20 protein-coding genes and 1 tRNA gene are annotated in these 26,748 nt (G+C 58.9%); 3 read left to right on the top strand and 18 right to left on the bottom strand.

The features are described 5' to 3' along the window. Positions 1-36 precede the first annotated feature (36 nt). The 10 genes from pqqF to rpsU all read right to left on the bottom strand — a co-directional run bounded on the left by pqqF (position 37) and on the right by rpsU (position 15,754). Positions 37-2,451: a pyrroloquinoline quinone biosynthesis protein PqqF gene (pqqF, locus tag ACYYKW_RS01775; RefSeq protein ID WP_464989268.1), complete on the bottom strand. Its 2,415-nt coding sequence runs from the start codon at positions 2,449-2,451 to the stop codon at positions 37-39. A 38-nt stretch (positions 2,452-2,489) separates the two neighbouring features. Then, positions 2,490-3,284 carry a carbon-nitrogen hydrolase family protein gene (locus tag ACYYKW_RS01770; RefSeq protein ID WP_464989267.1) on the bottom strand — a complete coding sequence of 265 codons (795 nt, stop codon included), beginning with the start codon at positions 3,282-3,284 and terminating at the stop codon, positions 2,490-2,492. Positions 3,285-3,296: 12 nt separating this feature from the next. After that, positions 3,297-4,979 carry a flavin monoamine oxidase family protein gene (locus ACYYKW_RS01765; RefSeq protein WP_090286876.1) on the bottom strand — a complete coding sequence of 561 codons (1,683 nt, stop codon included), beginning with the start codon at positions 4,977-4,979 and terminating at the stop codon, positions 3,297-3,299. A 203-nt stretch (positions 4,980-5,182) separates the two neighbouring features. Continuing rightward, on the bottom strand, positions 5,183-5,641 hold the full coding sequence (locus ACYYKW_RS01760) for an Lrp/AsnC family transcriptional regulator (protein ID WP_090286874.1): 459 nt from the start codon (positions 5,639-5,641) through the stop codon (positions 5,183-5,185). Between the two features lie 154 nt (positions 5,642-5,795). Next, positions 5,796-6,791 (bottom strand): Abi family protein, encoded by a 996-nt coding sequence (locus ACYYKW_RS01755; protein WP_464989266.1) that lies wholly within the window; start codon positions 6,789-6,791, stop codon positions 5,796-5,798. A 417-nt stretch (positions 6,792-7,208) separates the two neighbouring features. Beyond that, a tRNA-Ile gene (locus ACYYKW_RS01750) sits at positions 7,209-7,285 on the bottom strand. A 15-nt stretch (positions 7,286-7,300) separates the two neighbouring features. Further along, a complete protein-coding gene (locus tag ACYYKW_RS01745) occupies positions 7,301-11,047 on the bottom strand; it encodes a bifunctional diguanylate cyclase/phosphodiesterase (RefSeq protein WP_464989265.1) in 3,747 nt (1,248 codons plus the stop codon). Between the two features lie 126 nt (positions 11,048-11,173). After that, positions 11,174-13,021: an RNA polymerase sigma factor RpoD gene (gene rpoD, locus ACYYKW_RS01740; protein WP_093097777.1), complete on the bottom strand. Its 1,848-nt coding sequence runs from the start codon at positions 13,019-13,021 to the stop codon at positions 11,174-11,176. Between the two features lie 67 nt (positions 13,022-13,088). After that, positions 13,089-15,053 (bottom strand): DNA primase, encoded by a 1,965-nt coding sequence (gene dnaG / locus ACYYKW_RS01735; protein ID WP_093097779.1) that lies wholly within the window; start codon positions 15,051-15,053, stop codon positions 13,089-13,091. A gap of 485 nt (positions 15,054-15,538) precedes the next feature. After that, complete coding sequence (gene rpsU / locus ACYYKW_RS01730; protein WP_002551877.1) at positions 15,539-15,754, bottom strand: 30S ribosomal protein S21; 216 nt, start codon at positions 15,752-15,754, stop codon at positions 15,539-15,541. A 199-nt stretch (positions 15,755-15,953) separates the two neighbouring features. Here rpsU and tsaD point away from each other — a divergent pair, with 199 nt between their 5' ends. Further along, positions 15,954-16,979: a tRNA (adenosine(37)-N6)-threonylcarbamoyltransferase complex transferase subunit TsaD gene (gene tsaD, locus ACYYKW_RS01725; protein ID WP_464989264.1), complete on the top strand. Its 1,026-nt coding sequence runs from the start codon at positions 15,954-15,956 to the stop codon at positions 16,977-16,979. Positions 16,980-17,002: 23 nt separating this feature from the next. On the opposite strand, the gene plsY is transcribed toward tsaD, so the two are convergent. Further along, positions 17,003-17,572: a glycerol-3-phosphate 1-O-acyltransferase PlsY gene (gene plsY / locus ACYYKW_RS01720; protein ID WP_093097781.1), complete on the bottom strand. Its 570-nt coding sequence runs from the start codon at positions 17,570-17,572 to the stop codon at positions 17,003-17,005. A 74-nt stretch (positions 17,573-17,646) separates the two neighbouring features. Here plsY and folB point away from each other — a divergent pair, with 74 nt between their 5' ends. Both folB and folK read left to right on the top strand, forming a co-directional pair. Then, entirely contained in the window at positions 17,647-18,003 is a 357-nt protein-coding gene (gene folB / locus ACYYKW_RS01715; protein WP_158953239.1) for a dihydroneopterin aldolase, read from the top strand. Further along, positions 17,994-18,512, top strand: a complete 519-nt coding sequence (gene folK / locus ACYYKW_RS01710; protein ID WP_464989263.1) for a 2-amino-4-hydroxy-6-hydroxymethyldihydropteridine diphosphokinase — start codon at positions 17,994-17,996, stop codon at positions 18,510-18,512. Before folB ends, folK begins: the two co-directional genes overlap by 10 nt. A gap of 96 nt (positions 18,513-18,608) precedes the next feature. Here folK and ACYYKW_RS01705 read toward each other — a convergent pair whose 3' ends face one another. The 7 genes from ACYYKW_RS01705 to apaG form a co-directional block, all read right to left on the bottom strand. After that, positions 18,609-19,838: a multifunctional CCA addition/repair protein gene (locus tag ACYYKW_RS01705; protein WP_464989262.1), complete on the bottom strand. Its 1,230-nt coding sequence runs from the start codon at positions 19,836-19,838 to the stop codon at positions 18,609-18,611. Between the two features lie 63 nt (positions 19,839-19,901). Next, complete coding sequence (locus ACYYKW_RS01700) at positions 19,902-21,464, bottom strand: SpoVR family protein (RefSeq protein WP_090286858.1); 1,563 nt, start codon at positions 21,462-21,464, stop codon at positions 19,902-19,904. After that, positions 21,461-22,732 carry a YeaH/YhbH family protein gene (locus tag ACYYKW_RS01695; protein ID WP_090286856.1) on the bottom strand — a complete coding sequence of 424 codons (1,272 nt, stop codon included), beginning with the start codon at positions 22,730-22,732 and terminating at the stop codon, positions 21,461-21,463. The genes ACYYKW_RS01700 and ACYYKW_RS01695 overlap by 4 nt, the downstream gene beginning before the upstream one ends. Positions 22,733-22,848: 116 nt before the next feature. Next, the gene (locus tag ACYYKW_RS01690) at positions 22,849-24,771 is read right to left on the bottom strand and encodes a PrkA family serine protein kinase (RefSeq protein WP_090286853.1); all 1,923 of its coding nucleotides are present in this window, start codon (positions 24,769-24,771) and stop codon (positions 22,849-22,851) included. Between the two features lie 296 nt (positions 24,772-25,067). Then, on the bottom strand, positions 25,068-25,397 hold the full coding sequence (glpE, locus tag ACYYKW_RS01685) for a thiosulfate sulfurtransferase GlpE (protein WP_464989261.1): 330 nt from the start codon (positions 25,395-25,397) through the stop codon (positions 25,068-25,070). Positions 25,398-25,431: 34 nt separating this feature from the next. After that, positions 25,432-26,313, bottom strand: coding sequence for a symmetrical bis(5'-nucleosyl)-tetraphosphatase (locus tag ACYYKW_RS01680; protein ID WP_093097791.1), 882 nt, complete (start codon positions 26,311-26,313; stop codon positions 25,432-25,434). Then, entirely contained in the window at positions 26,313-26,693 is a 381-nt protein-coding gene (apaG, locus tag ACYYKW_RS01675) for a Co2+/Mg2+ efflux protein ApaG (RefSeq protein ID WP_464989260.1), read from the bottom strand. Before apaG ends, ACYYKW_RS01680 begins: the two co-directional genes overlap by 1 nt. Positions 26,694-26,748: the final 55 nt, after the last annotated feature.

Here is a 26,748-nt window from a genome sequence, read left to right as displayed (position 1 = left end):
AATCTTTGAGAAAGCTCCTTGCAGCCTCGGTAATGATCATTTCACCGCTTGCCAAGGGGCGGCGGGAGCCGGAGCGCTGGCGAGGCAGAGCCAGCCGCCTTCGGCGTCGAGCAGACGTTGCGCGGCGCCGAGCAGTGCCGAGCGGTCCAGCGCGCCAATGGCGGCGACTAACCGCTCAAGGTAATCCGACGAATGGCCGGCGAGCCGGGCCTGCCAGAGCAGCTCGGCCGCTTCTTTGAAGCCGAGCTCAGCCGCATCGAATTGATCGGCAAGGCTCTGCTGTTGCTGGCTGAGGCTGGCTTCATTCATCTGCTCAATCAGCGCTGGGAGGCTATTGAGGAACTGCTGGATGTGTTCGAGCAGTTCGTCAGGCTGCACGTTGGGCGACTGCACGCCAAACACCAGCGCGACGCGGCCATGGATTTGACGCAATGCGCTGAACACCGCGTAGCCCAGTTGAAGCTCGACGCGCAGGCGCTGATAGAACGGCGTCTGCAGCAATTGAGCGAGCAAGCGCCATGCGGCTTCCTCGGCCACGTTCTGGCTGGCGCTTGGGCAATACAGCAGCACGGCGTGTTCGCTGGATGCCGTGTCGATGTGTTGCCAGAGGTATCGACCCTTGATGGCGCAAGGCGCAGACAACTGATGATCCGGTTGGCCGGGGATGCGGCTCAGGGCCAGGCCCATGGCAGATTGGCTTTGCTGGTTGAACCCCAGCGCGAGGCCGTCCCAGCGTGCCGTTGTCCACAGATGCGAAGCGTCATCCGATGCGCCGACAGGCTCCAGGCAACTCTCCGGCAAGGCCTTGAGCAATTGGCGGATCGGCATTAATGGCGTTTCCGGCTCGCCACGCGGGGAATCGGCTGAGACTGATGTCAGACATTTCAGCGCATGCTCCAGCACGCTGGGCATGGGCTCTTGCAGGCCGGTCAGTTTCAGCAGCCATTGGCTGCCCGTTGCGCTGAACGACACCTCGACCCCGGCCTCGCTGGCATCTTGCCGGATCAGCTGAAAGCTGCGCTGTAGCCGCGCTTGCAGGTCAACGCTGGCGGCGGCGTCGAGCTGCCAGCGCAGATATAGCGCACCTTCATCGCCGTTGCCCGGCATTGCCTGGCTGAACTGCATCGGTGAGCGCTCGCGGCGCCCGCGTGAGCGGTCCTGAGCGAACGTGCGCAGGCCGCGGTGCGCGCTGGTCTGGCCGCGAATCAGTCCGGCGTTGGTCAGCGGCTCATTGGCGCGCAGGAAAAGGTTGGCGGCTGGCAAGTGCCAGTGCGCGGCGAAGTTATCCACAGCGCCAAGTTCGCGCAGAATGTTTTTCAGTGCTTCAGCGGCACAATCAGGCAGGCCGTGTTGCAACGGTTCACTGTCCAGTCGCGCCAGTTGCAGCGCGCCGCCGATTTGCTGCTGCCGTTGCTGCACGGCTGCATATTCCTCCCGTAACACCGCCCAGTCCTGCTGCGCGAAGTAGCTCAACCAGTCCAGCAACTGCTGGTGAATCACCTTCAGCGATTCGGCGCCTGCGTTGAACTGAAGATGCAGCAGCGCCTGCCCGTCGAAGTGATAAAGCGGCAGCGCCTTCAATCCCTCAGCGAAATTGTGCTGCTGCAAATGCGCCAGCAACCCACCGGGCTTGGCGCTATTGAGCCAATGGCAGAGAAACGCCAGCGCTTCAGCAGAGGATTGCGGCAATGCGTCGAAGGCAAACAGCAAATTGAGGTGCAGCCCGTCGACCTGTTGATAACTTTTCACCGCCAACGGCACAGGCGCTGACTGGGCAACTTTATCCCCAGCCGGTAGCGCAGCAGCGAACTGTTCGGCTAGCACACGCAACTGTTCCAGGCTTTGCGGCCCGGTCAGGCTCAATGTCATCTGCCCGGTGCGATAAAAACGCTGATGGAAACCTTTCAACGCTTGTTGAAAGACCGGCAGTTCGACTTTCAGGCTGTCGCGATTGCCCGCATGAAAACCCCGCAGCGGGTGCTCTGCCGGTAAACCTTCGTACAGGGCAAAGTGCTTTTGCGCTGCCGGATCTTGCGACCAGGCGACATATTCCGCCTGTAGCACTTCACGTTCGCGCAATTGATCGTCCAGATTCAGACGCGGGTGCGCGAGCATGTCTGACAGACGCTCCAACCCACCGCTGAAGGCGCGCACAGGCAGCTCGAAGAAAAAATCGGTGGTGCGTTCGCGGGTGCTGGCGTTCACTTGGCCGCCGTGGCCCTGCACGTAGGCCATCAGCCCTTCGGTTGCCGGAAACCGCTCGGTCCCGAGAAACAGCAGGTGTTCGAGAAAATGCGCCAGCCCCGGCCACGCCAACGGCACGTCGTGGCTACCGGCCGCCACGCGCAATGCGGCAGCGCTGCGCTTGAGGCCGGGCACATGACGCAGGGTTACGCGCAAGCCGTTGACCAGAGTTTCAGTGTGGGGGCGGGGGTGAGTCGGCACAGGCATGGGCACTTCCAGAACAGTGAAGTGCCAATGCTAGCGGATTAGCGCTGGTTCAGCGCGGCGTAAAGTTCGGGGCGGCGATCGCTGAGGTAGCGGTTGGCGGCCCTCGAGTCGTTCATCAACAGACGATTCAGCTCGCCGACGATCAGCGCTTCGTCGAGACCGGCCAAGGCAATGCGGCTGCCGTCCGGTGCGGCAATGCTGCTTTGTCCGCAATACTGAATGTCGCCCTCGTGACCGCAGTAATTGGCGTAAGCCACATAGCATTGGTTTTCGAAGGCGCGTGACCGCACGGTGACATCGGCAACGAAATCGAACGGAATCATGTTGGCTGTCGGCGCCACGATCAACTCGGCGCCAGCCAGCGCCAGACGGCGGGCGTTTTCCGGAAACTCGAGGTCGTAACAGATGAGAAAGCCGAGCTTCCAGCCGTTCAGCTCGACCACCGGCAAATCCGCCTCGCCCGGACTGAACATCGACCGGTCGAGGTCGCCGAACAGATGCGACTTGCGGTAATTGGCCAGGCGCTCGCCTGTCGAGTCGATCAACTGCACGGCGTTGTAGATCTGCCCGTCCGCCGTACGCTCGGGATAACCGTAAACGATCGCCAGTCCCGCAGCCTTGGCAATCCGACCGATCTGTTGCGCCCATTCTCCGTTGTAGACCTCAGCCAGGGTGCTGACCGCTTCGGCACCAATGTTGTAGCCGGTCATGAACATTTCCGGCAGCACCAGCAGGTCCGAACCGTTGGCTTCCATCGCCACCCGGTGCAAGCGGTGCAGGTTGGCGGCGGGCTCCAGTGGTAGCGGTGGGCATTGGTAAAGGGCTACACGCATCGAAGAATCCTCTTACTCGGGCAGGGCGATAGGGCCGATGTCTTTGAACACATCACCCGGGCCCGGGTTCGCTTTATGTGTCGAACCGCCGAAATGCTTCATGATCCCCCACACCGCGTTGAGCGAAGTCTGCACCGCGCCTTCGACCCAGGCCGGCGTCCACGACACGTCGTCACCGGCAATGAAGATCCCGCGCTGTTCGGCCGGCATGTCGTCCTGCATGAAGTGCGCGTACATGCGCTGGTTGTAGCGATAGTGGCCGGGCAGGGCGCCTTTAAAGGCGCCAAGAAAATACGGATCGGCTTCCCACGACACGGTGATCGGGTCGCCGATGATACGTGCGGCGATGTCGACTTTCGGGTAGATCTTCTTCAACGCGTTCAACGCCAGCTCAACACGTTTTTCCACCGGGTGCGGGAGCATTTTCAATGCGTCGCTCATCCACGAATACGACAGGCAGATCACCCCAGGCTTGTCGTCGCCGTTATCGAACAGGTAGGTGCCACGGGTCAGGCGATCGGTGAGGGTCATGCTCATCAGGTCGCGACCGGTTTCCGGGTCCTTGTCCTTCCAGAACGGCCGGTCGACCATCACGAAGGTTTTCGACGACTGCATATAGCGCGTGCGGTCCAGCGCCATCCACATCTTCTGCGAAAACAGGGTTTCGTCGCACTCAATCTGGGTGGTCAGCAGCCAGCTCTGGCAAGTGGTCAGCACGGCGGCGTATTCGCGGGTGTCGCCGTTGTTGTCGGTGACCGCGAAACGGCCTTCCGGTGCATGGGCAATTTTCTTCACACCGGAACGCGGCGCGCCACGGTGCAAGGACTTCAGGCTTGTGCCTGCGGGCCAGTGAGCGCAGCGCTCCGGCACATGCCGCCAGATGCCTTGCGGCACTTGTTCGACACCGCCAACCACCAGGTGCTGGTGATCGTCACAATTGGTCATCACTACGCGGAAGATTTCCAGCATCGAGTTGGGGAAATCCGAGTCCCAGCCACCGGTACCGAAACCGACCTGACCGAAGACCTCGCGGTGCTGGAACGACAATTTGGCGAAGGCTTTCGAGGTCGCGACAAAGTCGTAGAAGGTCCGGTCGTCCCACAGCGGCACGAGCTTGTTCCACAGCTCTTTGAGGCGCGGCACATCGCGGTCACGGATGGCTTGCTGGATATCGGAGAACTGCGAACCGGCCTCCAGCGCATCCGCCCAGGCGTCGGCCACTTCCTGAAACAATGGAGGAAGATCCTTCAGGCTTTCTGCGTAATAGGTTTCGCCTTCAAGGTCGATCACGGTGCTGCCGGAGGCGCCGGTCAACGGGTTGGGGAACGGCTTGGTTTCGAGACCGAGCTTGTCGACGTAGTGATAGAACGCCGTGGAAGAGACTGGAAAGCGCATGCCGCCGAGTTCAGCAACAATGGCGTCGGTACCGTTGAAGGCTTGCGAACGCAGACGGCCGCCCAGTTTAGACGCTTCATAAACCACCGGTTTAAGGCCGAGTTTCATCAACTCGTACGCAGCCACCAGACCGGCAATGCCTGCGCCGACAATCGCCACTTCTGCGCCGTGATGGTGTTCAGGAATGGTGCCCAACCCGGCGGGATGTTCGATCCAGTCGTCAAAGGCGAACGGAAAGTCCGGACCGAAAATGGTGACTGGCTTCTTACCGTCTGCAGGATGGCGATTGTTCTTGTTCATGGCTGACCTTGCTGGCGACCCGACGCGGAATGCGCGTCTGAGTATAGGAAAAGATGCCAGCCATTCTAGGGAGCATGGAACACGTTAATAAGACGCAATGTGTCGTCGTTTTGCTAACAAACTGATCAAAATGACGATGATCAGCTACATATAGATGAATGTGGGAGCCAGCCTGATGGCGATGAGGCCGGCAGGCACCGAAATCAAACCGGCTGCCCCCGATCAATCTTGCTGCTCAAAATGATCGAAGTCGTAGTCTTCTCAACCCCGTCGACACTGCCGATCTGGTCCAGCAACTGATCCAGCTGCTCCGGCGAATCGGTCCGCAACCACGCCACATAATCAAACTCCCCACTCACCGCACACAACTGCTGCACCTGCGCCATCGCACTCAAGCGACGCAACACCTCCTTGCCGGACCGCGGCTGCACCTTGATCCCGACATACGCCTGCAACCCGCCATCAACCACACGCTGACCAAGGCGCACGCCATAACCGGTGATGACTTTGGCTTTTTCCAGACGTGCCAATCGTGAAGTCACCGTGGTACGCGCGATGCCCAACTGCCGAGCGAGCATGGCCACGCTTTCGCGGGCGTTGATTTGCAGGGCCGCGATCAGCTGGCGGTCGATTTCGTCGAGGGTGGGGCGGGGGGCGGGCAAGGGGGAAGCTCCAGCGCGGCGGATGGGTGGGTTGCGCATGTTACAAGAGGTGAGACCTCTTGAACGCATTCTGAGAAGGGCAAAATCAGCAGTGCTGATCTACAGAAAGCCCCGATGTGGAAGCATTGGGGCTTTTTGTTTTGTTTGGTTGGGACTAATCGAAACCCCAAAAATCATCTTGATGCCAATGCGCCGGAAATCCCATCGCTCGCTGATCCACCTCTGGGAATTCGCGCATTAGCTCGTGTAATCGGCTGTCCCACCGAGAATGCGGACTTACCCTGCGCGTGAGATGGCTGAGAATGCAAAGCACCGGGTAGATCCTTGGATGATGACTTTCCTGAACCAATGCGAGAGGCCAGGGAAACGAGGGCCTTTTGGGCAATTCAGGACGTATACCGAGCTCCCGATTCCACAGCCGTGCATGATGGGCACATAGATTCCGGATGGTCGTCAGCGTATGCATCCAGGACAGTAGTAAAGGCGCAGGTAGTCCTAAATGCCTGGCGATAGCTTTTTTGTCTGCATCTTTAGCCAGCCCTTTGAAGAGATGGGATAAGTCGCCCAAGGTCAGCTCTTCAAGCATCGCCCATCCCGGCATGAGGGACGGGCTGTCGTAGTTGACTGGATAATGACGTGCGTAGCTTTCTCTGGCGCGTTGGCGCTTCAGTTGATGCTTACGTGGATCACTGGTTTGTAAACGGTCGATCCGCTCACATTCCCTTTCATAATCGCGTTTCGCCTTATCCTGTTTGACGCCAATTGTCTCGAGCAGGCGTTTGTGATCGTAGGAGTGCTGGAAGAGTCGAGCATTTAAATACCAATGCCCACCGTGCAAAGGTCCCATGTGATCGCTGATCCGCGACCGGACGGCGACTTCCACTCGCTCGATTGCATCTATGACAAGCAAGCGCAACCGGCGGTCGAACTCATAAAGTCTGGTTAAATCCTTGAAGCCGACGCCGTTGCGAAACGGATGATCGTGATCCTCCTTTTGCTGGAAAGTGCGCATATAGGGAGTCAGGCGAAAGTAGCTTACGGCCTCCAGAAAGCGATGAGCCCTGGCTTCGTTCTGAATTCGCAGTCCGCGCTGCTTGAGCAGTGCGATTTGAGCGGGAACATCAATGACCGGTTTGTCAAAAAATCTCATGCCCGAAACCTCCGGGCAAAAAAAACCCGCTCAATTTGTGCTTGGCTGCTATTGCAGTCATAGGCATGGCGGGTGTGTTGCGAGCAAGACTAGGTACACGCGCTTTGCTTTGCAAGTTTTTTGCTGCTCCGGCAGTCGGTGGAGACGGTAGGGCATCCATGCGTGATCTCGCTACCTGATTGCCTGAGCTCTCAGACTGTGCAGATTTTCAACGGGCTTCCAAGCCCGACCGCTGCCTGGCAGCGACCTGTCCAGAATATTCCAGCCAAGGAAACCCGAACAGGTTTCAAAGAGCTCAAAATCGCAGCTTCGGAACTTGCCTACAGTCTTGGGGAAGTCTTCTGAGCATGCGTTTGCGAGGTAGCAGCCTGATCACCCGCCCACAAAAAAGCCGCGCATATAGCGCGGCTTTCAATTTGGTGGGCCCACACGGACTTGAACCGTGGACCAAAGGATTATGAGTCCTCTGCTCTAACCAACTGAGCTATAGGCCCTCAGTAGGTCGCGGATTATAGCGACGGTTTCTCGGCTGTGCTATCCGAAAAATCCGATACGGTTACACGCAGAAACGTTGCCGCGAATTCTTCCGGTGGCAGCGGCAGGCTGACGATGTAGCCCTGGATCTGTTCGCAGCCTTCGGCGGTGAGAAATTGCTGTTGTGCCTGGGTTTCGACACCTTCGGCGATGACGGTGAATTGCATGCTTCGGCCCAGTGCGATGATGGCCCGGACAATCGCCGCGTCGTGGGGATCGTCAGGCAGGCCGCGGACGAATGACTGGTCGATCTTGAGGATGTCCAGCGGCAGGCGTTTGAGATAGCTGAGCGAAGAATAACCCGTGCCGAAGTCGTCGATCGCCAGTTGCACGCCGAGGTGTTTGAGCTGGTGCAGCACGGCCAGCGCCTCTTCGGCCTGACTCATGATGAAATTCTCGGTAATTTCAAGTTGCAGTAAATCCGGCTGGAGGCGGTTGTCCTTGAGCAGTTGTTCGATGCGTCCGAGCAGATTTGGCTGGCGCAGTTGCGCGCCGGCGAGGTTGACCGACAGCGGGCCGAGGCTGTCGTAGACCTGGTTCCACTCGAACATCTGCCGGCACGCGGTTTCGAGCACCCAGTCACCGATCTGCAGGATCATGCCGTTTTCTTCGGCCAGTGGAATGAAATGTTCGGGCGGTACGTCGCCGAAAGTCGGGTGACGCCAGCGGATCAGCGCTTCGGCGCCGACCAGGCGATGGTCGTCGAGGCTGATTTTTGGTTGGTAATAGAGGAACAGTTCGTCGCGCTCGATGGCGCGGCGCAGCTCATGTTCAAGCGCAATGCGTTCGCTGGCCTGGGCGGTGAGGTCGCGGGTGTAGCTTTCGACGCGGTTGCGGCCCTTGGCTTTGGAGCGATACATCGCCGCATCGGCGTTTTTCACCAAGGTGGCGACGTCGCTGCCGTCGCGCGGATACAGGCTGGTGCCGATGCTGGCGCTGATAAAGAACTCATGTTCACCCGCCTGGAACGGTGCGCCAAAGCAGTTGAGCAGCTTGCTGGCGATATTGTCGGCATCACTGGCTTGCTGCAGGCCGGGCAGCAGGATGATGAATTCATCGCCACCCAGACGCGCAACGGTATCGATATCGCGCAATTGCTCTTTCAAGCGTATGGCGATGCCCTTGAGCAGCAGGTCGCCGACCGGGTGACCGAGGCTGTCATTGATGTGTTTGAAGCGGTCGAGATCGAGAAACAGCACAGCGCCTTGACTGCCGTTTTCCTGCTGACCGTTCAGCGCCATTTGCAGACGACTTTCGAAAAGCGTGCGGTTCGGCAGACCGGTGAGGGGGTCGTGATGCGCCTGATAATCGAGCTTGGCCTGGGCATGCTTGAGGCTGGAAATATCGGCGAACACCGCGACAAAGTGGGTGATGAACTTGTCGCGATTGCGCACCGCACTGATGGTCAGCCAGCTTGGGTACAGCTCGCCGTTCTTGCGCCGGTTGGAGATCTCGCCTTGCCAGTGACCTTCGGCGGTCAACTGGTGCCACATGGCCGCGTAAAAGGCGCTGTCATGCAGGCCGGAAGCGAGCAGGCGCGGGGTATGGCCGAGAGCTTCGCTTTCGCTGTAACCGGTGATCTCGGTGAAGGCGCGATTGACCGCGCTGATGTGCTGTTGGGTATCGGTGATCAGCACGCCCTCGGCGGTGCTTTCGAACACGGTGGCGGCCTGCTGCAGTTTTTCCTGCATCAGATGGCGCTCGGTGATGTCGCGGGCAATGGTCAACATGCAGTCTTCTTCGCCGATCGGCAACGGCCGACTGGACACTTCGCAGAGCCGAATCTGCCCGTCACTGCGGCGGATATGGCAGGTGAAGTCGCGTACGAAGCCGTCGCGCTGCAGCAGGTCGAGCATCTGTTTGCGCTCATTGAGATTGACCCAGATGCCCAGATCAAGTGTCGAGCGGTCTACCGACATGGCGCTGTTGAAGCCGGTAATGCGGCTGAAGCCCTCGTTGACTTCCAGCAGCAGACCATCGCTTTGGCGCGACAGCAGCAAGCCATCCGGTGAAGCGTGGAAAGCCTTGGCGAATTTTTCTTCAGAGGTTTGCAGCTGCTGCTGGGTTTCCTTGAGCTGGGTGATGTCGCGGACGACGACCACAAGCGCCGCGGTGGCGTCCAGATCGAATGGCTCGGCGGAAATCAGACCGGTGAACACTTGGCCGTTGTTGCGACGAAAAGGCATCTCCAGGTTGCGGATGCTGCCCGCCTGCAAACGCTGGAGCAGTCCCGGGCCGACGCCGGGAATACCCCAGATATTCAGATCGGTCGCGGTTTGCCCGAGGACGTCCCTGGCTTTCAGCCCGATCTGTTCTTCAAACGCTTCGTTGACTTCCAGCAGGCAGCCGTCGGACAGCCGCGCAATCACCAGAATGTCCGGGCACTGTTGAAAGACCGAGGCGAATTTTTGCTCCGAGAGCCGCAGCGCTTCTTCAGTGCGCTTGATCTCGCTGATGTCGATCATCAAACCGCGCATCACCGGTTCGTGACCATGTTCAATCAGGCTGACGATGTCGCGTACCCACAGACAGCGGCCGTCAGCAGTGATGACCCGGTAATCGACAATGTGATCACGACCTTCACGCAGGGCCTCTTTGCAGTAGTTCTGTGTGCGGGTCAGATCCGCCGGGTGAATGATGTTGTGCCAGAAACCGGGTATCAACCAATGGGATTGCGGATAGCCGAGCAAGTCCTCGGCGTGGGGCGAGACATAGCTGTAGGTGAAGTCGCTCATTCGCGCTTCCCAGGCGATGGCCGACAGGCTTTCCACCAGCCCGCGATAGTGATACTCACTGCTGCGCAATTCCTGTTCGAGGTCGATGCGCCGGGCAATCTCCGAGCTCAAACGGCGATTGATGCGGATTACCACGGCAAGAATCGTCACCAACAGCAACAGTCCGGGCAAACCGTAAATCAATAGGTCCGACCAGAATGTCCGGTGATCGAGGACATTGCCGACCCACTGTTCCTGAATGCTGCTGATTTCATCCGGGCTCATGTCGGCCAGCACTTTGTCGAGAATCCCTACCAGTACTTTGTTGTCGCGCGGCACGGCCATCGCCAATTGGTAGCGATAAGGGGTTTCGCCACTGACATACAGGCCGTCGAGCTTGAGCTGGCGCAGGCTCCAGACACTGGACGCAAGATCGCCGACGACCGCGTCGACTTCGTCTGTAGCCAGTGCCTGCAACGCCGAGCTGACGTTGGGCATCGCCACCAGATTCAGATCCGGATGGTGGGTGCGCAGCAATTCGTGTGGAGCGTAATTTTCCACCACAGCGATTTTCAAACCGTACAGATCGCCAATCTTGCGCGGCTGCGCGCCACCGATGTGGGCGAGGATAACGATTGGGAAGTCCAGATAGGGACGGGTGAACGACAGGTAGGTCTGGCGCTCAGGGGTCGACATGATGCCCGGTAGAAGATCGATCTTGCCGCTTTTCACCTGTTCCAGCACCACCGTCCAGCTGACCGGTTCGATCGGCGTCAATTTGATCGCCAGGCGTTGGCGAATCACTTCGATATAGTCGGCCGCCAGGCCCTGATAACGGTTCTGATCGTCACGAAACTCGAAAGGTGGCCACGACGCGTCGACACCCAGGCGCAAATCCGGGTGAGCCGCCAGCCAGCTGCGTTCTTCATCGGTCAGAGTCAGCGCGTCAGCCGTTGCGGTCCAGATCATCAGTGACAGCAAAAAAAGCACGGGCGCCAATCTGTGCATAACGCTCTCGTTATGGCTCGGGGATGATTGGTTCGAGTGTAGACGCGGTAGGCGGGGGAGGGGCGGTGCGGAGAATTTAATCTGCCATATAAACAAAACCCCCGGCCTGGGCCGGGGGTTCTGGTATCACTCGTCGAGGAAGGAGCGCAGATGCTCGCTTCGCGTCGGGTGGCGCAGCTTGCGCAGCGCCTTGGCTTCGATCTGACGGATCCGCTCACGCGTTACGTCAAATTGTTTGCCCACCTCTTCGAGCGTGTGGTCGGTGTTCATGTCGATACCGAAACGCATGCGCAGTACCTTGGCTTCACGGGCAGTGAGGCCGGACAGCACTTCGCGAGTCGCTTCTTTGAGGCTCTCAACGGTGGCGACATCGATTGGCGACTGCATGGTCGAGTCTTCGATGAAGTCGCCCAGATGGGAGTCTTCGTCATCACCGATCGGGGTTTCCATGGAGATCGGCTCTTTGGCGATCTTCAATACCTTGCGGATCTTGTCCTCAGGCATTTCCATGCGTTCGCCCAGCTCTTCCGGGGTCGGTTCGCGACCCATTTCCTGCAACATCTGCCGGGAAATGCGGTTGAGCTTGTTGATCGTCTCGATCATGTGCACCGGAATACGGATGGTGCGGGCCTGGTCGGCGATCGAGCGAGTGATCGCCTGACGGATCCACCAGGTGGCATAAGTCGAGAACTTGTAACCACGACGGTATTCGAACTTGTCCACCGCTTTCATCAGACCGATGTTGCCTTCCTGGATCAGATCGAGGAATTGCAGGCCGCGGTTGGTGTACTTCTTGGCGATCGAGATCACCAGACGCAGGTTGGCTTCAACCATCTCTTTCTTCGCGCGGCGGGCCTTGGCCTCACCGATCGACATGCGACGGTTGATGTCCTTGATTTCTGCGATGGTCAGACCGGTTTCGGTTTCCAGCGCGATCAGCTTCTGCTGGCAACGAATGATGTCCGGCTGTACGCGACCGATGGCTTCGGCGTACTTGCTCTTGCCTTTGGCCAGAGCGTCGGACCAGCTTTCGTCGACTTCGTTGCCCGGGAACTGACGCAGGAAATCGGCGCGCGGCATACGTGCATCACGTACGCACAGTTGCATGATCGCGCGCTCTTGCTGACGCAGACGATCCAGGGCGCTGCGAACACGCTCGACCAGGCCTTCGAATTGCTTCGGCACCAGTTTGATCGGCATGAACAGCTCGGCCAGTGCGAGCAACTCGGCAATCGCTGCCTTGTTGTTGCGACCGTGCTTTTTCAGGGCCTTGCGGGTGACTTCCATCTGGTCGGCGACGGCGCCGAAGCGCTGCGCAGCGATGACCGGATCCGGACCGCTTTCGGCTTCTTCTTCATCATCGGAAGCTTCGGCATCATCGTCGTCGGTATCGTCGTCGGCCTTGGCGGCTTTCGGGTCAACCGGCGGCGGCACTTCCGCCGCTGGCGGCGCAATGCCGTCGTCCGGGTCGATGTAACCGCTCAGGACGTCGGACAGGCGACCACCTTCGGTGGTGACCCGCGTGTACTCGGAGAGAATGTGGTCAACCGTGCCAGGGAAGTGCGCGATGGCGCTCATCACTTCACGAATGCCTTCTTCGATCCGCTTGGCGATTTCGATTTCGCCTTCACGAGTCAGAAGCTCTACCGTACCCATTTCACGCATATACATGCGCACAGGGTCAGTGGTGCGACCGATATCGGTCTCCACCGCTGCCAACGCAGCGGCTGCTTCTTCCGCAGCGGCCTCGTCGGTATCGGCGTCGGCCAACATAAGGGCGTCCGCATCCGGAGCACTCTCGTGTACGGGGATCCCCATGTCGTTGATCATGCGGATGATGTCTTCCACCTGCTCAGGATCTGAAATATCCTCGGGCAGGTGGTCGTTGACCTCGGCGTAAGTCAGATACTTCTGCTCACGACCCAGTTTGATCAACTCAATAATACGAGACTGCTGTTGCGCTTTTCCGGACATAACACCCTATCCACTGAAGGTCTTGGCGGGCAAAAAACAAGCCGAGGATTATACCTGAGCTATGACCTCACGCGCCAGTTGAGGTCGGGTTTGATGCGGAAACATTGCGACTTAAAAGGTCGCGCAGTTGATTTTTCTCTTCGACGCTCAGTTCGCTTTGCCGCGCTTTTCTGAGTAACTGTTCGAGATTTCGCTCGCGTTGGCGGGCTGACAAGCTAGTAATGGTGTCGAAAAACTGTTGTTCAAGGTTTTCTCCGTCAATCAGCCATTCCTTTTCTGCCAGTGCCTTGAGCAAGCGTCCCTGTTCAGTGCCGTGCCATCGCGCGATCAACTGAAATGAGTTTAGCTGGGGATTCTTCTGTACGGCTTCGAGCAGTGCCACAAGTAACTGGGCATTGGTCTGATTTTCGTCGGCAATGTGCCCGGCGTCTTCGACGCGCTTGGCCAATTGCGGGTGGTGAAGCAGCGTGCGCAGGGCGGTCAGGGTCGGCGACTCGACGCCGATCGGGGTGCGCGGACGCTGCTGATCGCGATCGCCGCCACGCTTGCCGTTCTTGTCCCAGGGTTTCTTGTCCCATTTCTTGCCGCCGGCGCCGGGTTTCTTTGGCGTCCACTCCTGCTGCGGCACATACATGTCCTGCGCCTGCGGCTGATGGTAGTCGCTGTAGTCCGGCATGGCGTCGTAATCGATACCGGGGTCGTACGCCGGTGGCGCTTCCTGCGGCGCGCTCTGCGCGAGCTGGCTGACGGTTTCGCTGCTCAGGCCGGTGATTTCGCTCAGGCGCTGACGCATCAAAATGCGCAGATTGGCGCCCGGTACTTTATCGATCAGCGGCGCGGCAAGGGTAGCCATATGCGCCTTGCCTTCGAGCGAGCGCGGGTCGGCTTCTTCGGTGAGTTGCTGGAAGAAGTAATCGGCCAATGGCTGCGCATGCTGATTGATCCGCGCCTTGAAGGCATCGGTGCCCTCGGCGCGAACCAGAGTGTCCGGGTCTTCGCCTTCGGGCAGAAACAGGAACCGCGCACGCCGCCCGTCCTGCAGGCAGGGCAGGGTGGCTTCCAGTGCACGCCATGCGGCGTTGCGGCCAGCCTGATCGCCGTCGAAGCAGAACAGCACGTTCGGCACGACGCGAAAAAGCCGCTTCAGATGTTCTTCGCTGGTGGCGGTGCCCAGCGTGGCGACGGCATTGCGCAAGCCTTGCTGGGCCAGGGCGATGACGTCCATGTAACCTTCCACGACGATAATTTCGTCAAGGTTGCGATTGTTCTTGCGCGCTTCATACAGACCATAGAGTTCCTGGCCTTTATGGAATACCGGGGTTTCCGGGGAGTTCAGGTACTTGGGTTTGTCGTCACCCAGTACGCGGCCGCCGAATGCAATGATCCGGCCGCGGGTGTCGCGAATCGGGAACATCACGCGATCGCGGAAGCGGTCATAGCGTTTGCCGGTTTCGGCATTCTCGATCAGCAGGCCGGCGTCGATCATGGCCTTTTGTTGCAGGGTATCGCTGCTCAAATGCTTGAACAGGTTGTCCCAGCCTGGCGGTGCAAAGCCGAGGCCGAAATCCCGGGCGATCTCGCCGGTCAGTCCGCGTCCCTTGAGGTAATCAACCGCGGCTTTACGCGCGGGATGGCTCTTGAGCGCCTGCCGATAAAAATCGGCGGCAGCGGTCAGCAGTGGATACAGCGGCGAATCGGTCGGTTGCCGGGGCTTGCGCTCGCGGCCACTTTCCTCGCGAGGGATTTCCATGCCGGCGGCTTTGGCCAGATCTTCGACGGCCTGGGGGAAATCCAGGTTGTCGTGATCCATCAGAAAGCCGAGGGCGTTGCCACCGGCGCCGCAGCCGAAGCAGTAATAGAACTGCTTGTCGGGGCTGACGCTGAATGACGGAGTTTTCTCTTTGTGGAACGGGCAACAGGCGGTGTAGTTCTTGCCGGCCTTCTTCAATTGCACGCGCGAGCTGACCACGTCGACGATGTCGGTGCGGTTCAGCAGGTCGTCAATGAAGCTCTGGGGTATCAGCCCGGCCATGGCGTTCTCGTCGTCTGCGCTGCAAAAAGTCCGTTGCGACAGGCTGTCGGACGCGGGTCTTTGTTGGGAGCGCACAAGATGTGCGGCTCGACCGGTGTCGTCTGCATGATCGCTGTCGGGAAGTGTATCTGCCGAAAATCCACTGACGTTAGTACCTATCAGTCTTCGACTATTTGAAAGTGTTGCGCTGAGTCCGCTGACGGCCGGTAAAAGGCCTCGGATAGCTCAATAAAGCGGGCACGCATGAGGTGCCTTGGGCTGATCGTCGTAAGAGGAATCAGTGGGTGTGCTCGTCAGTAGCCTTGAAAGGCTCGTCAGAAAAGACGTGCACCGCTGGCAAAAAAGCCAGGCCTGACGCGGTGAAGCGGATTTGTCTCGGTCGCATCTGCGGCGTCGACGGTGAAGCATCAAGCGTTTTACGCAAATGCCATTAGCCCGGCAGTGAGCCGGGCTTAGGCAAGAAGCTTGCTACGAACGTCTGTGTATTAGTACAGACGAACGGCGCGGCGCTGTTCGCGCTGAACTTTCTTGGCGTGGCGTTTAACAGCAGCTGCTGCCTTGCGCTTACGCTCAGAAGTTGGCTTCTCGTAAAATTCGCGGCTACGAACTTCAGCCAGTACACCGGCTTTTTCGCAGGAGCGCTTGAAACGACGCAGAGCTACGTCGAAGGGTTCGTTCTCTTTTACTTTGACGGCTGGCATCCAGAGCTACCTTCATTCATTACCGGGGTCAACATCCTCGCGGCAAAAGAGCACTTGAAGACGTCGGTTTTTAAGGGTTGCGGATGTTAACCCCTCATCGCTCGGAATGCAAAGCCTCTGATCGAAAACCGCTGGTCGGGGCATCCCGCGGCGACTATTATGCGCGCCTTCGAATTCAGCCTAAACAAGGCGCAAACCCATGCTAGTACTGGGATTAGAAACCTCCTGCGACGAAACCGGCGTCGCATTATATGACAGTGAACGCGGTCTGCTGGCCGACGCGCTGTTCAGCCAGATCGACCTGCACCGCGCTTACGGCGGAGTAGTGCCCGAGCTGGCCTCGCGTGACCACGTCAAACGCATGCTGCCCTTGATCCGTCAGGTGTTGGCCGAGGCCGACTGCGTGCCCACCGAGATCGATGCGATCGCCTATACCGCAGGTCCCGGCCTGGTTGGCGCGCTTCTGGTCGGTGCGTCTTGCGCGCAGGCGCTGGCGTTTGCCTGGGGCATTCCGGCGCTCGGCGTGCATCACATGGAAGGCCACTTGCTGGCGCCGATGCTGGAGCCGAAACCGCCGCAATTCCCGTTCGTCGCTTTGTTGGTGTCGGGCGGGCATACGCAGTTGGTTCAGGTCGATGGCATCGGCCAATACAGCCTGCTCGGCGAGACACTCGACGATGCCGCCGGTGAAGCGTTCGACAAAACCGCGAAGATGATGGGCCTCAATTATCCCGGCGGTCCGGAAATCGCCAAGTTGGCTGAAAAGGGCACTGCAGGACGTTTCACTTTCCCGCGTCCGATGTGTGATCGCCCGGGTCTGGATTTCAGCTTCAGCGGCCTCAAGACCTTCGCCCTTAACACCTGGCAGCAATGCGTCAGCGCCGGGGACGACGGCGAACAAGCCCGCAGCGACATCGCGCTGGCGTTCCAGCAGGCCGTGGTGGAGACTTTGACCATCAAGTGCAAGCGCGCGCTGAAACAGGCGGGCATGAAGCGTCTGGTGATCGCGGGTGGCGTCAGTGCCAACAGGGCTTTGCGGGTTTCCCTGGAAAAGATGCTCGGCGACATGCACGGTGAGGTGTTTTATGCCCGCCCCGAGTTCTGCACCGACAATGGCGCAATGATCGCCTTTGCCGGCTGTCAGCGCCTGCAGGCCGGTCAGCAGGAAACACTGGCGATCAGCGTGCAGGCGCGCTGGCCGATGGAGCAATTGTCGGCGTTGTAAGGAATGGCGCTCGGCGGCGCTATTTAGAAATGCCGTTCGCGCCCGGCAAACAGGTCGCGTAGATTGCCGCGGTGGCGCCAGACGATCAGCAGCGTCAGCGCGCTCATCGGCAGCAGCGCTGCCGGTTCCTGCCAGGCCAGCAACGGCAGGGTCAGCGGCGTGGCAATCAGCGCCGCCAGCGAGCTGGTGCGGGTCAGATAGAACGTCAGCAGCCAGGCGCAAACGGCCAGCAGCGCGGCGGGCGGATACAGGCCCAGCAGCATGCCGGCAGCGGTGGCGACGCCTTTGCCGCCACGGAAGCGGAAATACAGCGGGAACAGGTGACCGATCACGGCGCAAACGCCGATCCACGCCTGATCCTGCAGCGAAAGGCCTACAGCCGCTGCGATCAGTACCGGCAGCAAGCCTTTGCACAGATCACCCAGCAGGGTCAGGATCGCCAGTTTGCGACCGGCCAGGCGCAGCATGTTGGTGGCGCCGGCATTGCCCGAGCCACTCATTCGCGGGTCCGGATTTCCGGTCAGGCGGCTGAGCAAAATGGCAAAGGACAGCGAGCCGAGCAGGTAGGCGAGAATCGCCAGTAACCAAAACATGCTAACTATTCCGGGCGAGGACGCCCTGATTCTAACGGCGCATTGCGCCCTTGTCGTGCAGCGGAGAGAAGTGCTTGGACAGAGTGTTTATCGAGGGCCTGGAAGTCGACACCGTCATTGGTGCCTATGACTGGGAGCGCGGCATCCGCCAGTGCCTGCGACTTGATCTGAGCTTCGCCTGGGACAATCGCCCGGCCGCCGCCGGTGACGACCTGACCCTGGCGCTCGACTATGCCAGCGTTTCCACGCGCATTCAGGCGTTTGCCGAGCAAGCGCAGTTTCAGTTGGTCGAGACCTTCGCCGAGCGTCTGGTCGAAGTGCTGATGAGCGAGTTCAACATCACTTGGGTTCGTCTGAAACTCACCAAGCCGGGCGCGGTGCCGGCGGCCAAGGGCGGCGTGGGCGTGGAGATCGAGCGCGGATGTCGCTGACTCAGGTCTACCTCGGGCTCGGTAGCAACATCGACCGGGAAACTCATTTGCGCGCCGGGCTCGACGCTTTGGCGACGTTTCTGGTGGATATCCGCTGTTCGGCGGTGTTCGAAAGCCTGCCGGTGGGCATCAAGAGCGGTCCGTTTTTCAATTTCGTGGTGTCGGCGCAGACCGATCTACCGCTGATGGAGCTGGACCGACGACTGAAATTCATCGAAGCGGACAATGGCCGCTATGCTCCGGATCGCAAAGGCTTGCCGCTGGATATCGACGTGCTGTTGTACGGCGATCTGGCCGGCAATTTCGATGGTCTGGTGCTGCCGCGGGCGGAAATCCTGAAAAATGCCTTTGTGCTGTGGCCGCTGTCGCTGATTGCTCCGGATCGGGTGCATCCGGGTGTGGGAAAAAGCTTTGCTACGCTGTGGGCTGAGGCGCAGATTGATCAGGTGCTGGCGCCGGTTGCATTCGAATGGCGCGGGCAGCAGCTCACGCCTGCGGATTTGCGTTGATATCAAAGGCGCCTTCGCGAGCAGGCTCACTCCTACAGGGGAACGCGTTCCAAAATGTGGGAGTGAGTCGGCTCCGGGCTGTGGTCCGACGAAGCTTTATGCAGACGCCGCGTCTTTATAGGCTTTCAGCACCTTTAGTCGTTCGCGCTTCAGTGCTTCGCCCAGCGCCGGTCCCTTGAAACCCTGTTCCAGCAATGGCTGCACCGCCACACCGCGCGCTGCGGTTGCCGCTCCACGCAGATAATCCGCCTGTGGATAACTCCGCTGCTCCAGCCCTTTGTGGCCACGAGCATCCATTTCGCAGGCAGCAATAAACTCTTCGAAACGCTGCGGGCGGCGATACACATCGAAGCTTTGCAGCAACTCCAGCAGTGTCGAAGCTTTCAACTCCAGCGCCCGGTGACCATGGGTGTGGTACTGGCCGACCAGCAATGCCAATTCCTGGCAATCCTTTGGTGCCTTGAAGCGCTCGTTGACTGCTTTGATCAGCTTCAATCCAGTGTGCTCATGGGCAATGTGTCGAGGCCATTGCTCTTGCGGCGTCAGTCCTTTGCCGAGATCGTGCAGCAGGCAGGCCCAGCGTACCGTCAGCGGTTGTTTGTGCAGGGCCGCCTGTTGCAGCACGCTGAGGGTGTGCAGCCCGGTGTCGATTTCCGGGTGGTGTGCTTCCGGTTGCGGCACGCCGAACAGCGCGTCGACCTCCGGCATCAACACTTTCAGCGCGCCGCAGTCACGCAGCACTTCAATGAATACCTGTGGCTGATCTTCCAGTAATGCCCGAGAAATTTCCTTCCAGCTACGTTCAGCGGTCAAGGCTTGCAGTTCACCGGATTCGCTGAGCTCGCGCATCAGCTCCAGCGTTTCTGGCGCAACGGTAAATCCAAGGCCTGCATATCGCGCGGCGAAGCGGGCAACGCGCAGCACACGCAAAGGATCTTCGGCGAATGCCGGGGAAACGTGGCGCAGGATTCGCGCTTCCAGATCGCGCTGGCCATGGTACGGATCGGTCAGATTCTGCTGATCGTCTTCGGCCATGGCATTGATGGTCAGGTCGCGGCGTATCAGGTCTTCTTCGAGGGTAACTTCAGGGCTGGCGTAAAACGTGAAGCCGCCATAACCACGGCCACTCTTGCGTTCCGTGCGGGCGAGGGCATATTCCTCGCCGGTTTTCGGGTGCAAAAACACTGGAAAATCCGCGCCCACCGGGCGGAATCCCTGAGCGAGCATTTCTTCGGTCGTTGCGCCGACGACGACCCGGTCGATATCGGTGACCGGCAACCCCAACAGGCGATCACGTACCGCGCCGCCAACCTTGTAAACCTGCATAAAAAACCTCCGTTAGCCCGACAGGATAACCCTTGCGTCAGACTTTCGGAGGCCAGAACCGGCTCAAAGATGTATCACGGCCAGATCAAGTCGACCGTAATCGCCTTCACTATGTTCGCTACGTGGCGGAACGTGATGGGTTTTCATGATCTGGTCGCCCTGCAGGGTTTCCAGATGAATGTCGAAGCCCCAGAGTCGGTGAAGGTGTTTGAGCACCTCGTCAGTGGAATCGCCCAGCGGTTTGCGATCGTGCTGCTGGTGGCGCAGGGTCAGTGAACGGTCGCCGCGTCGATCAATGCTGTAGATCTGCACGTTCGGCTCACGATTGCCGAGGTTGTACTGCGCCGCCAGAGTTTCGCGGATGATCCGATAGCCGCTTTCGTCGTGAATGGCTGGCACCAGCAGGTCGTCTTTCTGGTCATCGTCGAGAATGCTGAACAGTTTCAGGTCGCGAATCACTTTTGGCGACAGGTACTGCAGGATGAAACTCTCATCCTTGAAGCTGCTCATGGCGAACTTGATGGTCGACAGCCAATCGGTACCGGCGATTTCCGGAAACCAGTGGCGATCCTCCTCGGTAGGCTCTTCACACATGCGCCGAATGTCGCGATACATGGCAAAACCCAGTGCGTACGGGTTGATGCCACTGTAATAGGGGCTGTCAAAACCCGGCTGGAACACCACGCTGGTGTGTGAAGTGAGGAATTCCATCATGAAACCGTCGGTGACCAGCCCTTCGTCGTACAGGTCGTTCATCAACGTGTAATGCCAGAACGTTGCCCAGCCTTCGTTCATCACCTGGGTCTGGCGCTGTGGATAAAAGTACTGGGCAATCTTGCGCACGATTCTCACGATCTCGCGCTGCCACGGCTCCAGCAGCGGCGCGTGCTTTTCGATGAAGTAGAGGATGTTTTCCTGCGGCTCGGCCGGGAAGCGTGCGTTGTCCTTGTCGCTGTACTTGTCCGCACCTTTGGGAATGGTGCGCCACAGATCGTTGATCTGCTTCTGCATATGCTCTTCGCGATCCTTCTGCCGGCGCCGCTCTTCTTCGGCAGAGATCGGATAGGGACGCTTGTAACGGTCAACCCCATAGTTCATCAGTGCATGGCAGGAATCGAGCAGGTCTTCCACCGCATCGATGCCGTGGCGCTCCTCGCATTGCATGATGTACTGCTTGGCGAACACCAGATAGTCAATGATCGAACTGGCATCGGTCCAGGTGCGGAACAGGTAGTTGCCCTTGAAGAAACTGTTGTGACCATAGCAAGCGTGCGCCACTACCAATGCCTGCATGCAGATGGTGTTCTCTTCCATCAGGTAGGCAATGCACGGATCGGAGTTGATCACAATCTCGTAGGCCAGGCCCATTTGCCCGCGGCTGTAGGACTTCTCGGTGCTGAGGAAGTGCTTGCCGTAGGACCAGTGGTGGTACCCCAGCGGCATGCCCACCGATGCATAGGCATCCATCATTTGTTCGGCGGTAATCACTTCGATCTGGTTGGGATAGGTGTCCAGCGCATAGCGGGCCGCAATCCGAGCGATCTCGCGGTCGTAGGTCTGGATCAGCTCGAACGTCCATTCCGAGCCGGTGGAAATGGGTTGGCGCTTCTGCTCTTTGGCGGTCATGTCACTAACCTGCGCTGGAAGAGTTCACGGAAGACCGGATAGATATCTCCGGCCGAGACCAGTTGCTGCTGGGCAAACGTGTCAGAAAAGGCTTCGGCGATGCGTTCGTATTCGTACCACAAGGCCTGATGTTCGCGCGGGGTGATCTCCACGTAAGTGTAGTACTGCACAAACGGCATGATCTGGTTGATCAGAATGTCACGGCAGATCGGCGAGTCATCGTTCCAGTTGTCGCCGTCGGAGGCCTGAGCGGCATAGATGTTCCACTCGTTGCTCGGATAACGCTCGGCCATGATTTCCTGCATCAGTTTCAACGCGCTGGAAACGATGGTGCCGCCGGTTTCCCGCGAGTAGAAAAACTCTTCCTCATCGACTTCCCGGGCGCTGGTGTGATGGCGGATGAACACCACGTCGATCTTGTCGTAATTGCGCTTGAGGAACAGGTACAAGAGGATGAAGAAGCGCTTGGCGATGTCCTTGGTCGCCTGGGTCATCGAGCCGGAAACGTCCATCAGGCAGAACATTACGGCTTTCGAGCTGGGGTTCGGCTGTTTGATCAGCAGGTTGTACTTCAAGTCGAAGGTGTCGAGAAACGGCACGCGATGGATGCGCGCGCTGAGTTTTTCGATTTCCGCCTCGAGTTCTTGAATATCGCCGAAGTTGTCCGGCTCTTCGCGTCTCAGTCGTTCCAGTTCTGCCTTGACTTCGCGCAGCTTCGCCCGGCTGCTGCCGGACAGGGCGATACGCCGTGCATGAGCTGAGCGCAGGGTGCGGATGATATTGATGCGTGACGGGTTGCCTTCGTTGCTGATCCCGGCGCGCACGGTTTTGAAGGTGTCGGTGCCACTGAGGTTGCGCTTGACCAGGTTCGGCAGTTCGAGGTCTTCGAACATGAATTCGAGGAACTCTTCCTGGGTGATCTGGAAGACAAACTCGTCCATGCCCTCGCCGGAGTTGCCGGCCTTGCCCGGACCGCGTCCGCCACCGCCGCCCGGTGGACGGGCGATGTGTTCGCCGGCGGTGAATTCCTTGTTGCCGGGATGAACTACGGTCTGTTTGCCGCCGCGGCCGTGGTGAAGCACCGGTTCGTCGATGTCGCGACCGGGAATGCTGATCTGTTCGCCGTGTTCCATGTCAGTGATGGAGCGCCGGCTGACCGCCTCTTCGACGGCCTTCTTGATGTGGTCACGGTAACGCCGCAGGAAACGCTGACGGTTCACCGTGCTCTTGTTCTTGCCATTGAGGCGTCGGTCGATCACATAGCTCATAGGCCCTCCGGGGAGCTTCAAGTTTTGAGCTGCAAGCTGCAAGTAGAAGCGAATGGCCCTGATTCAGGGATTGCGCGCTCTTTCTTGCAGCTTGTGGCTTGTAGCTTGCAGCTGCCTCACTGCGACTTGCGGACCCGCAGGTACCATTCGGACAGCAGTCGTACCTGTTTATCGGTGTAGCCACGTTCAACCATGCGTGTAACGAAGTCGTTGTGTTTTTGCTGGTCCTCTTTGCTGGCCTTGGCGTTGAAGCTGATGACGGGCAGCAGGTCTTCGGTGTTGGAGAACATTTTCTTCTCGATGACGACCCGCAGTTTTTCGTAGCTGAGCCACGTCGGGTTCTTGCCATTGTTGTTAGCCCGGGCGCGCAGGACGAAGTTGACGATCTCGTTGCGGAAATCCTTCGGATTGCTGATGCCGGCCGGTTTTTCGATTTTCTCCAGTTCTTCGTTGAGCGCGACGCGGTTGAGGATTTCGCCGGTTTCCGGGTCGCGGTACTCCTGATCCTGAATCCAGAAGTCCGCGTAGAGCACGTAGCGGTCGAAGATGTTCTGGCCGTACTCGCTGTAAGACTCGAGGTAAGCGGTCTGGATTTCCTTGCCGATGAACTCGATGTAGCGCGGCGCGAGGTATTCCTTCAGATAGCGCAGGTAGCGTTCGCGGGTCTCGGCCTGGAACTGTTCCTGTTCGATCTGCTGTTCCAGCACATAGAGCAGGTGCACCGGGTTGGCGGCGATTTCATGCGGATCGAAGTTGAATACCTTGGACAGGATCTTGAAGGCGAAGCGGGTCGACAGACCGTTCATGCCCTCGTCGACGCCGGCCGAGTCGCGGTATTCCTGAATCGACTTGGCCTTCGGATCGGTGTCCTTGAGGTTTTCGCCGTCATAGACGCGCATCTTCGAATAGATATTGGAGTTTTCCGGCTCCTTGAGACGCGACAGCACGGTGAACTGCGCCAGCATTTTCAGGGTATCCGGCGCGCAGTGCGCCTTGGCCAGTGAACTGTTGAACAGCAGTTTGTCGTAGATCTTCACTTCGTCACTGACGCGCAGGCAGTACGGCACTTTGACGATGTAGATCCGGTCGATGAAGGCTTCGTTGTTCTTGTTGTTGCGGAAGGTATGCCACTCCGATTCGTTGGAGTGAGCGAGCAGAATCCCGGTGAACGGAATCGCGCCGAGGCCTTCGGTACTGTTGTAGTTGCCTTCCTGGGTCGCCGTCAGGAGTGGGTGCAGCACCTTGATCGGTGCCTTGAACATTTCGACGAATTCCATCAGGCCCTGGTTGGCCCGGCACAGCGCACCGGAGTAGCTGTAGGCGTCGGCGTCGTTCTGTGGGTATTCCTCGAGTTTGCGGATGTCGACCTTGCCGACCAGTGCGGAAATGTCCTGGTTGTTCTCGTCGCCCGGTTCGGTCTTGGCCACGGCGATCTGATTGAGGATCGACGGGTACAGCTTGACCACGCGGAACTGGCTGATATCGCCGCCGAATTCGGCCAGGCGTTTGGTCGCCCATGGCGACATGATGGTATTGAGGTAGCGCCGCGGGATACCGAAGTCTTCTTCGAGGATCGCGCCATCTTCGGTGGCGTTGAACAGACCCAGTGGCGATTCGAATACCGGTGAGCCCTTGATTGCGTAGAAGGGCACTTTTTCAATCAGCTGTTTCAGCTTCTCGGCCAGGGACGATTTACCGCCGCCGACGGGGCCGAGCAGATAAAGGATCTGTTTCTTCTCTTCCAGGCCCTGAGCGGCGTGGCGGAAATACGAGACGATCTGATCGATGCATTCTTCCATCCCGTGGAAGTCTTCAAAGGCCGGATAACGGCGGATCACCTTGTTGGAGAAGATGCGCGACAGCCTCGAGTTGGTCGAAGTGTCGAGCAATTCCGGTTCGCCAATCGCCAGCAGCAGACGTTCGGCGGCGGATACGTAAGCGCTGCGATCCTTTTTGCACAGTTCCAGGTATTCCTGCAGAGAGAATTCTTCCTGGCGTGTGGATTCGAAGCGTTGTTGGAAGTGGCTAAAGATACTCATGACGTCACCTCGCTCGATACGTGGAGCCGACGCCGGATCACTCAGTCGATGCTGGCAACAGCCACAGTGGCAGCCGTTGTTTACCCCCCAGAACTCTCCCGCAGTGGACAACCACGGAAGCTACTCCCGATGACCCGTGCGCCGGTGTACCGGCTCTCCCCTGTTTTGGATGGCCTGCGCTTAAGGATAGTTGGGAATTCGAGAGGTAAAGGCGAGATACGTAATTAGTTGTGGCAGACCGTTCGTCTGCCTCGCGCAGGCCCGCGGAAGCCGGGGGCTGCGCGTGACAAAAAAAATTATTCGTCGCTGCCTTGCGCAGTTTCCGAAGGATAAGTCGTACGCCACAGTTCAAAGCCGCCGTCCATGCTGTAGACGTCGGAGAAGCCCTGGCCCACCAGATAGGCGGCTGCGCCCTGGCTGGAATTGCCGTGATAGCAAACCACGACAGTCGGTGCATCGAGGTCGGCGCCCTGAATGAAGGCGTGCAGCGAATGATTGTCCAAGTGCTTCGAGCCCCTGATGTGCGAAGCGGCATAAGTCGCAGGGTCGCGGACATCGACCACGACGGCGCCTTTTTCACGCAGTGCCTGGGCTTGCTCCGGGGGGATTCGTTTGAATTCGGTCATGGCTGTGTTCCTGTTGCTCAACTGATAACGCAGTCTAACGCGGTGCGCCGACTGGTGAAGTTTCGGGAATGGATGGCGCGACTGAAGGTGCGAGTCCGCCATGTTCATCGCATTTGCACGACAGGCGTTCACCGCTGTCGACGTTCATCAGGGTCAGGCTGCCACCCCAGACACAACCGGTGTCCAGCGCCGAGATACCCGGTTCGTGGATGTTGCCCTCCAGCGCCGCCCAATGGCCAAAGATGATGCGCAGGCCGCGGGTCTTGCGCTCCTTGTGCTGGAACCAAGGTTTATAGCCGGGCGGAGCAGCATCCAGACCTTCCTTGCTTTTCAGATCGAGTTTGCCTTCGGCGGTGCAGAAACGCATGCGCGTGAAATAGTTGGTGATGACCCGCAAGCGCTCGACGCCTTTGAGATCGCTGTCCCATTTCGCCGGATCGTTGCCATACATGCCGTCGAGAAAGGCCGGCAACATATTGTCATCGCGCAATGCCGTCTCGACTTCGGCGGCGCATTTCAGGGCGCGACGCAGCGACCATTGCGGTGGGATGCCGGCGTGAACCATGGCGACATCGCGACGCTCGTCGTAGTGCATGAGTTTTTGCTGGCGTACCCATTCGAGCAGTTCTGCGCAGTCCGGCGCTTCGATGATTTCCCGCAGGGTGTCGGATTTCTTCAGGCGCTCGATGTTTCTTGCGGCGGCGAGCAGATGCAGATCGTGATTGCCGAGTACGCAAACCAGCGACTCGCGCATGCCGTACAGAAAACGCAGGGTTTCCAGCGATTGCGGGCCACGGTTGACCAGATCACCCACCAGCCAGAGTCGATCGAGTTGCGGATCGAACGCCACTTGCTTGAGCAGGCATTTGAGCGGTTCGAGGCAGCCTTGCAGGTCGCCGACGGCATACGTCGTCATCAGTGCAGGGCTCCGGGCACGGCAAGGCGGAATGGTTTGATGACTGCGTCGAAATGTTTGCCATCGTCGGCGAGCATTTGATAGGTGCCCTGCATGGTACCGACCTTGGTGGTCATCACGGTGCCGCTGGTGTAGACGTGGTTCTTGCCTGCATCGATCAACGGTTGCTGGCCGACGACGCCTTCACCGTGCACCTCTTCAACATGGCCATCACCGTCAGTAATCACCCAGTGCCGGGACAGAAGCTTGGCTGGAATCTGACCGTTGTTCTGCACAGTGATGGTGTAGGCGAAAGCGAAGCGGTCATTTTCGGGTTGCGATTGTTCTGCCAGATAGCGGGTGACGACGCTGACATCAACCTTATAACGGGAATCGGACATGCAGAAAGGCCTTAACGAAACGGAACGCGGGGCGTAGCTGTGGGGAATCAGTCTA

The sequence above is a fragment of the Pseudomonas sp. 15C genome (genome assembly GCF_055484735.1).
Note: the sequence above shows the minus strand (reverse complement) of the source record. Positions and strands in the feature narration are given on the sequence as shown.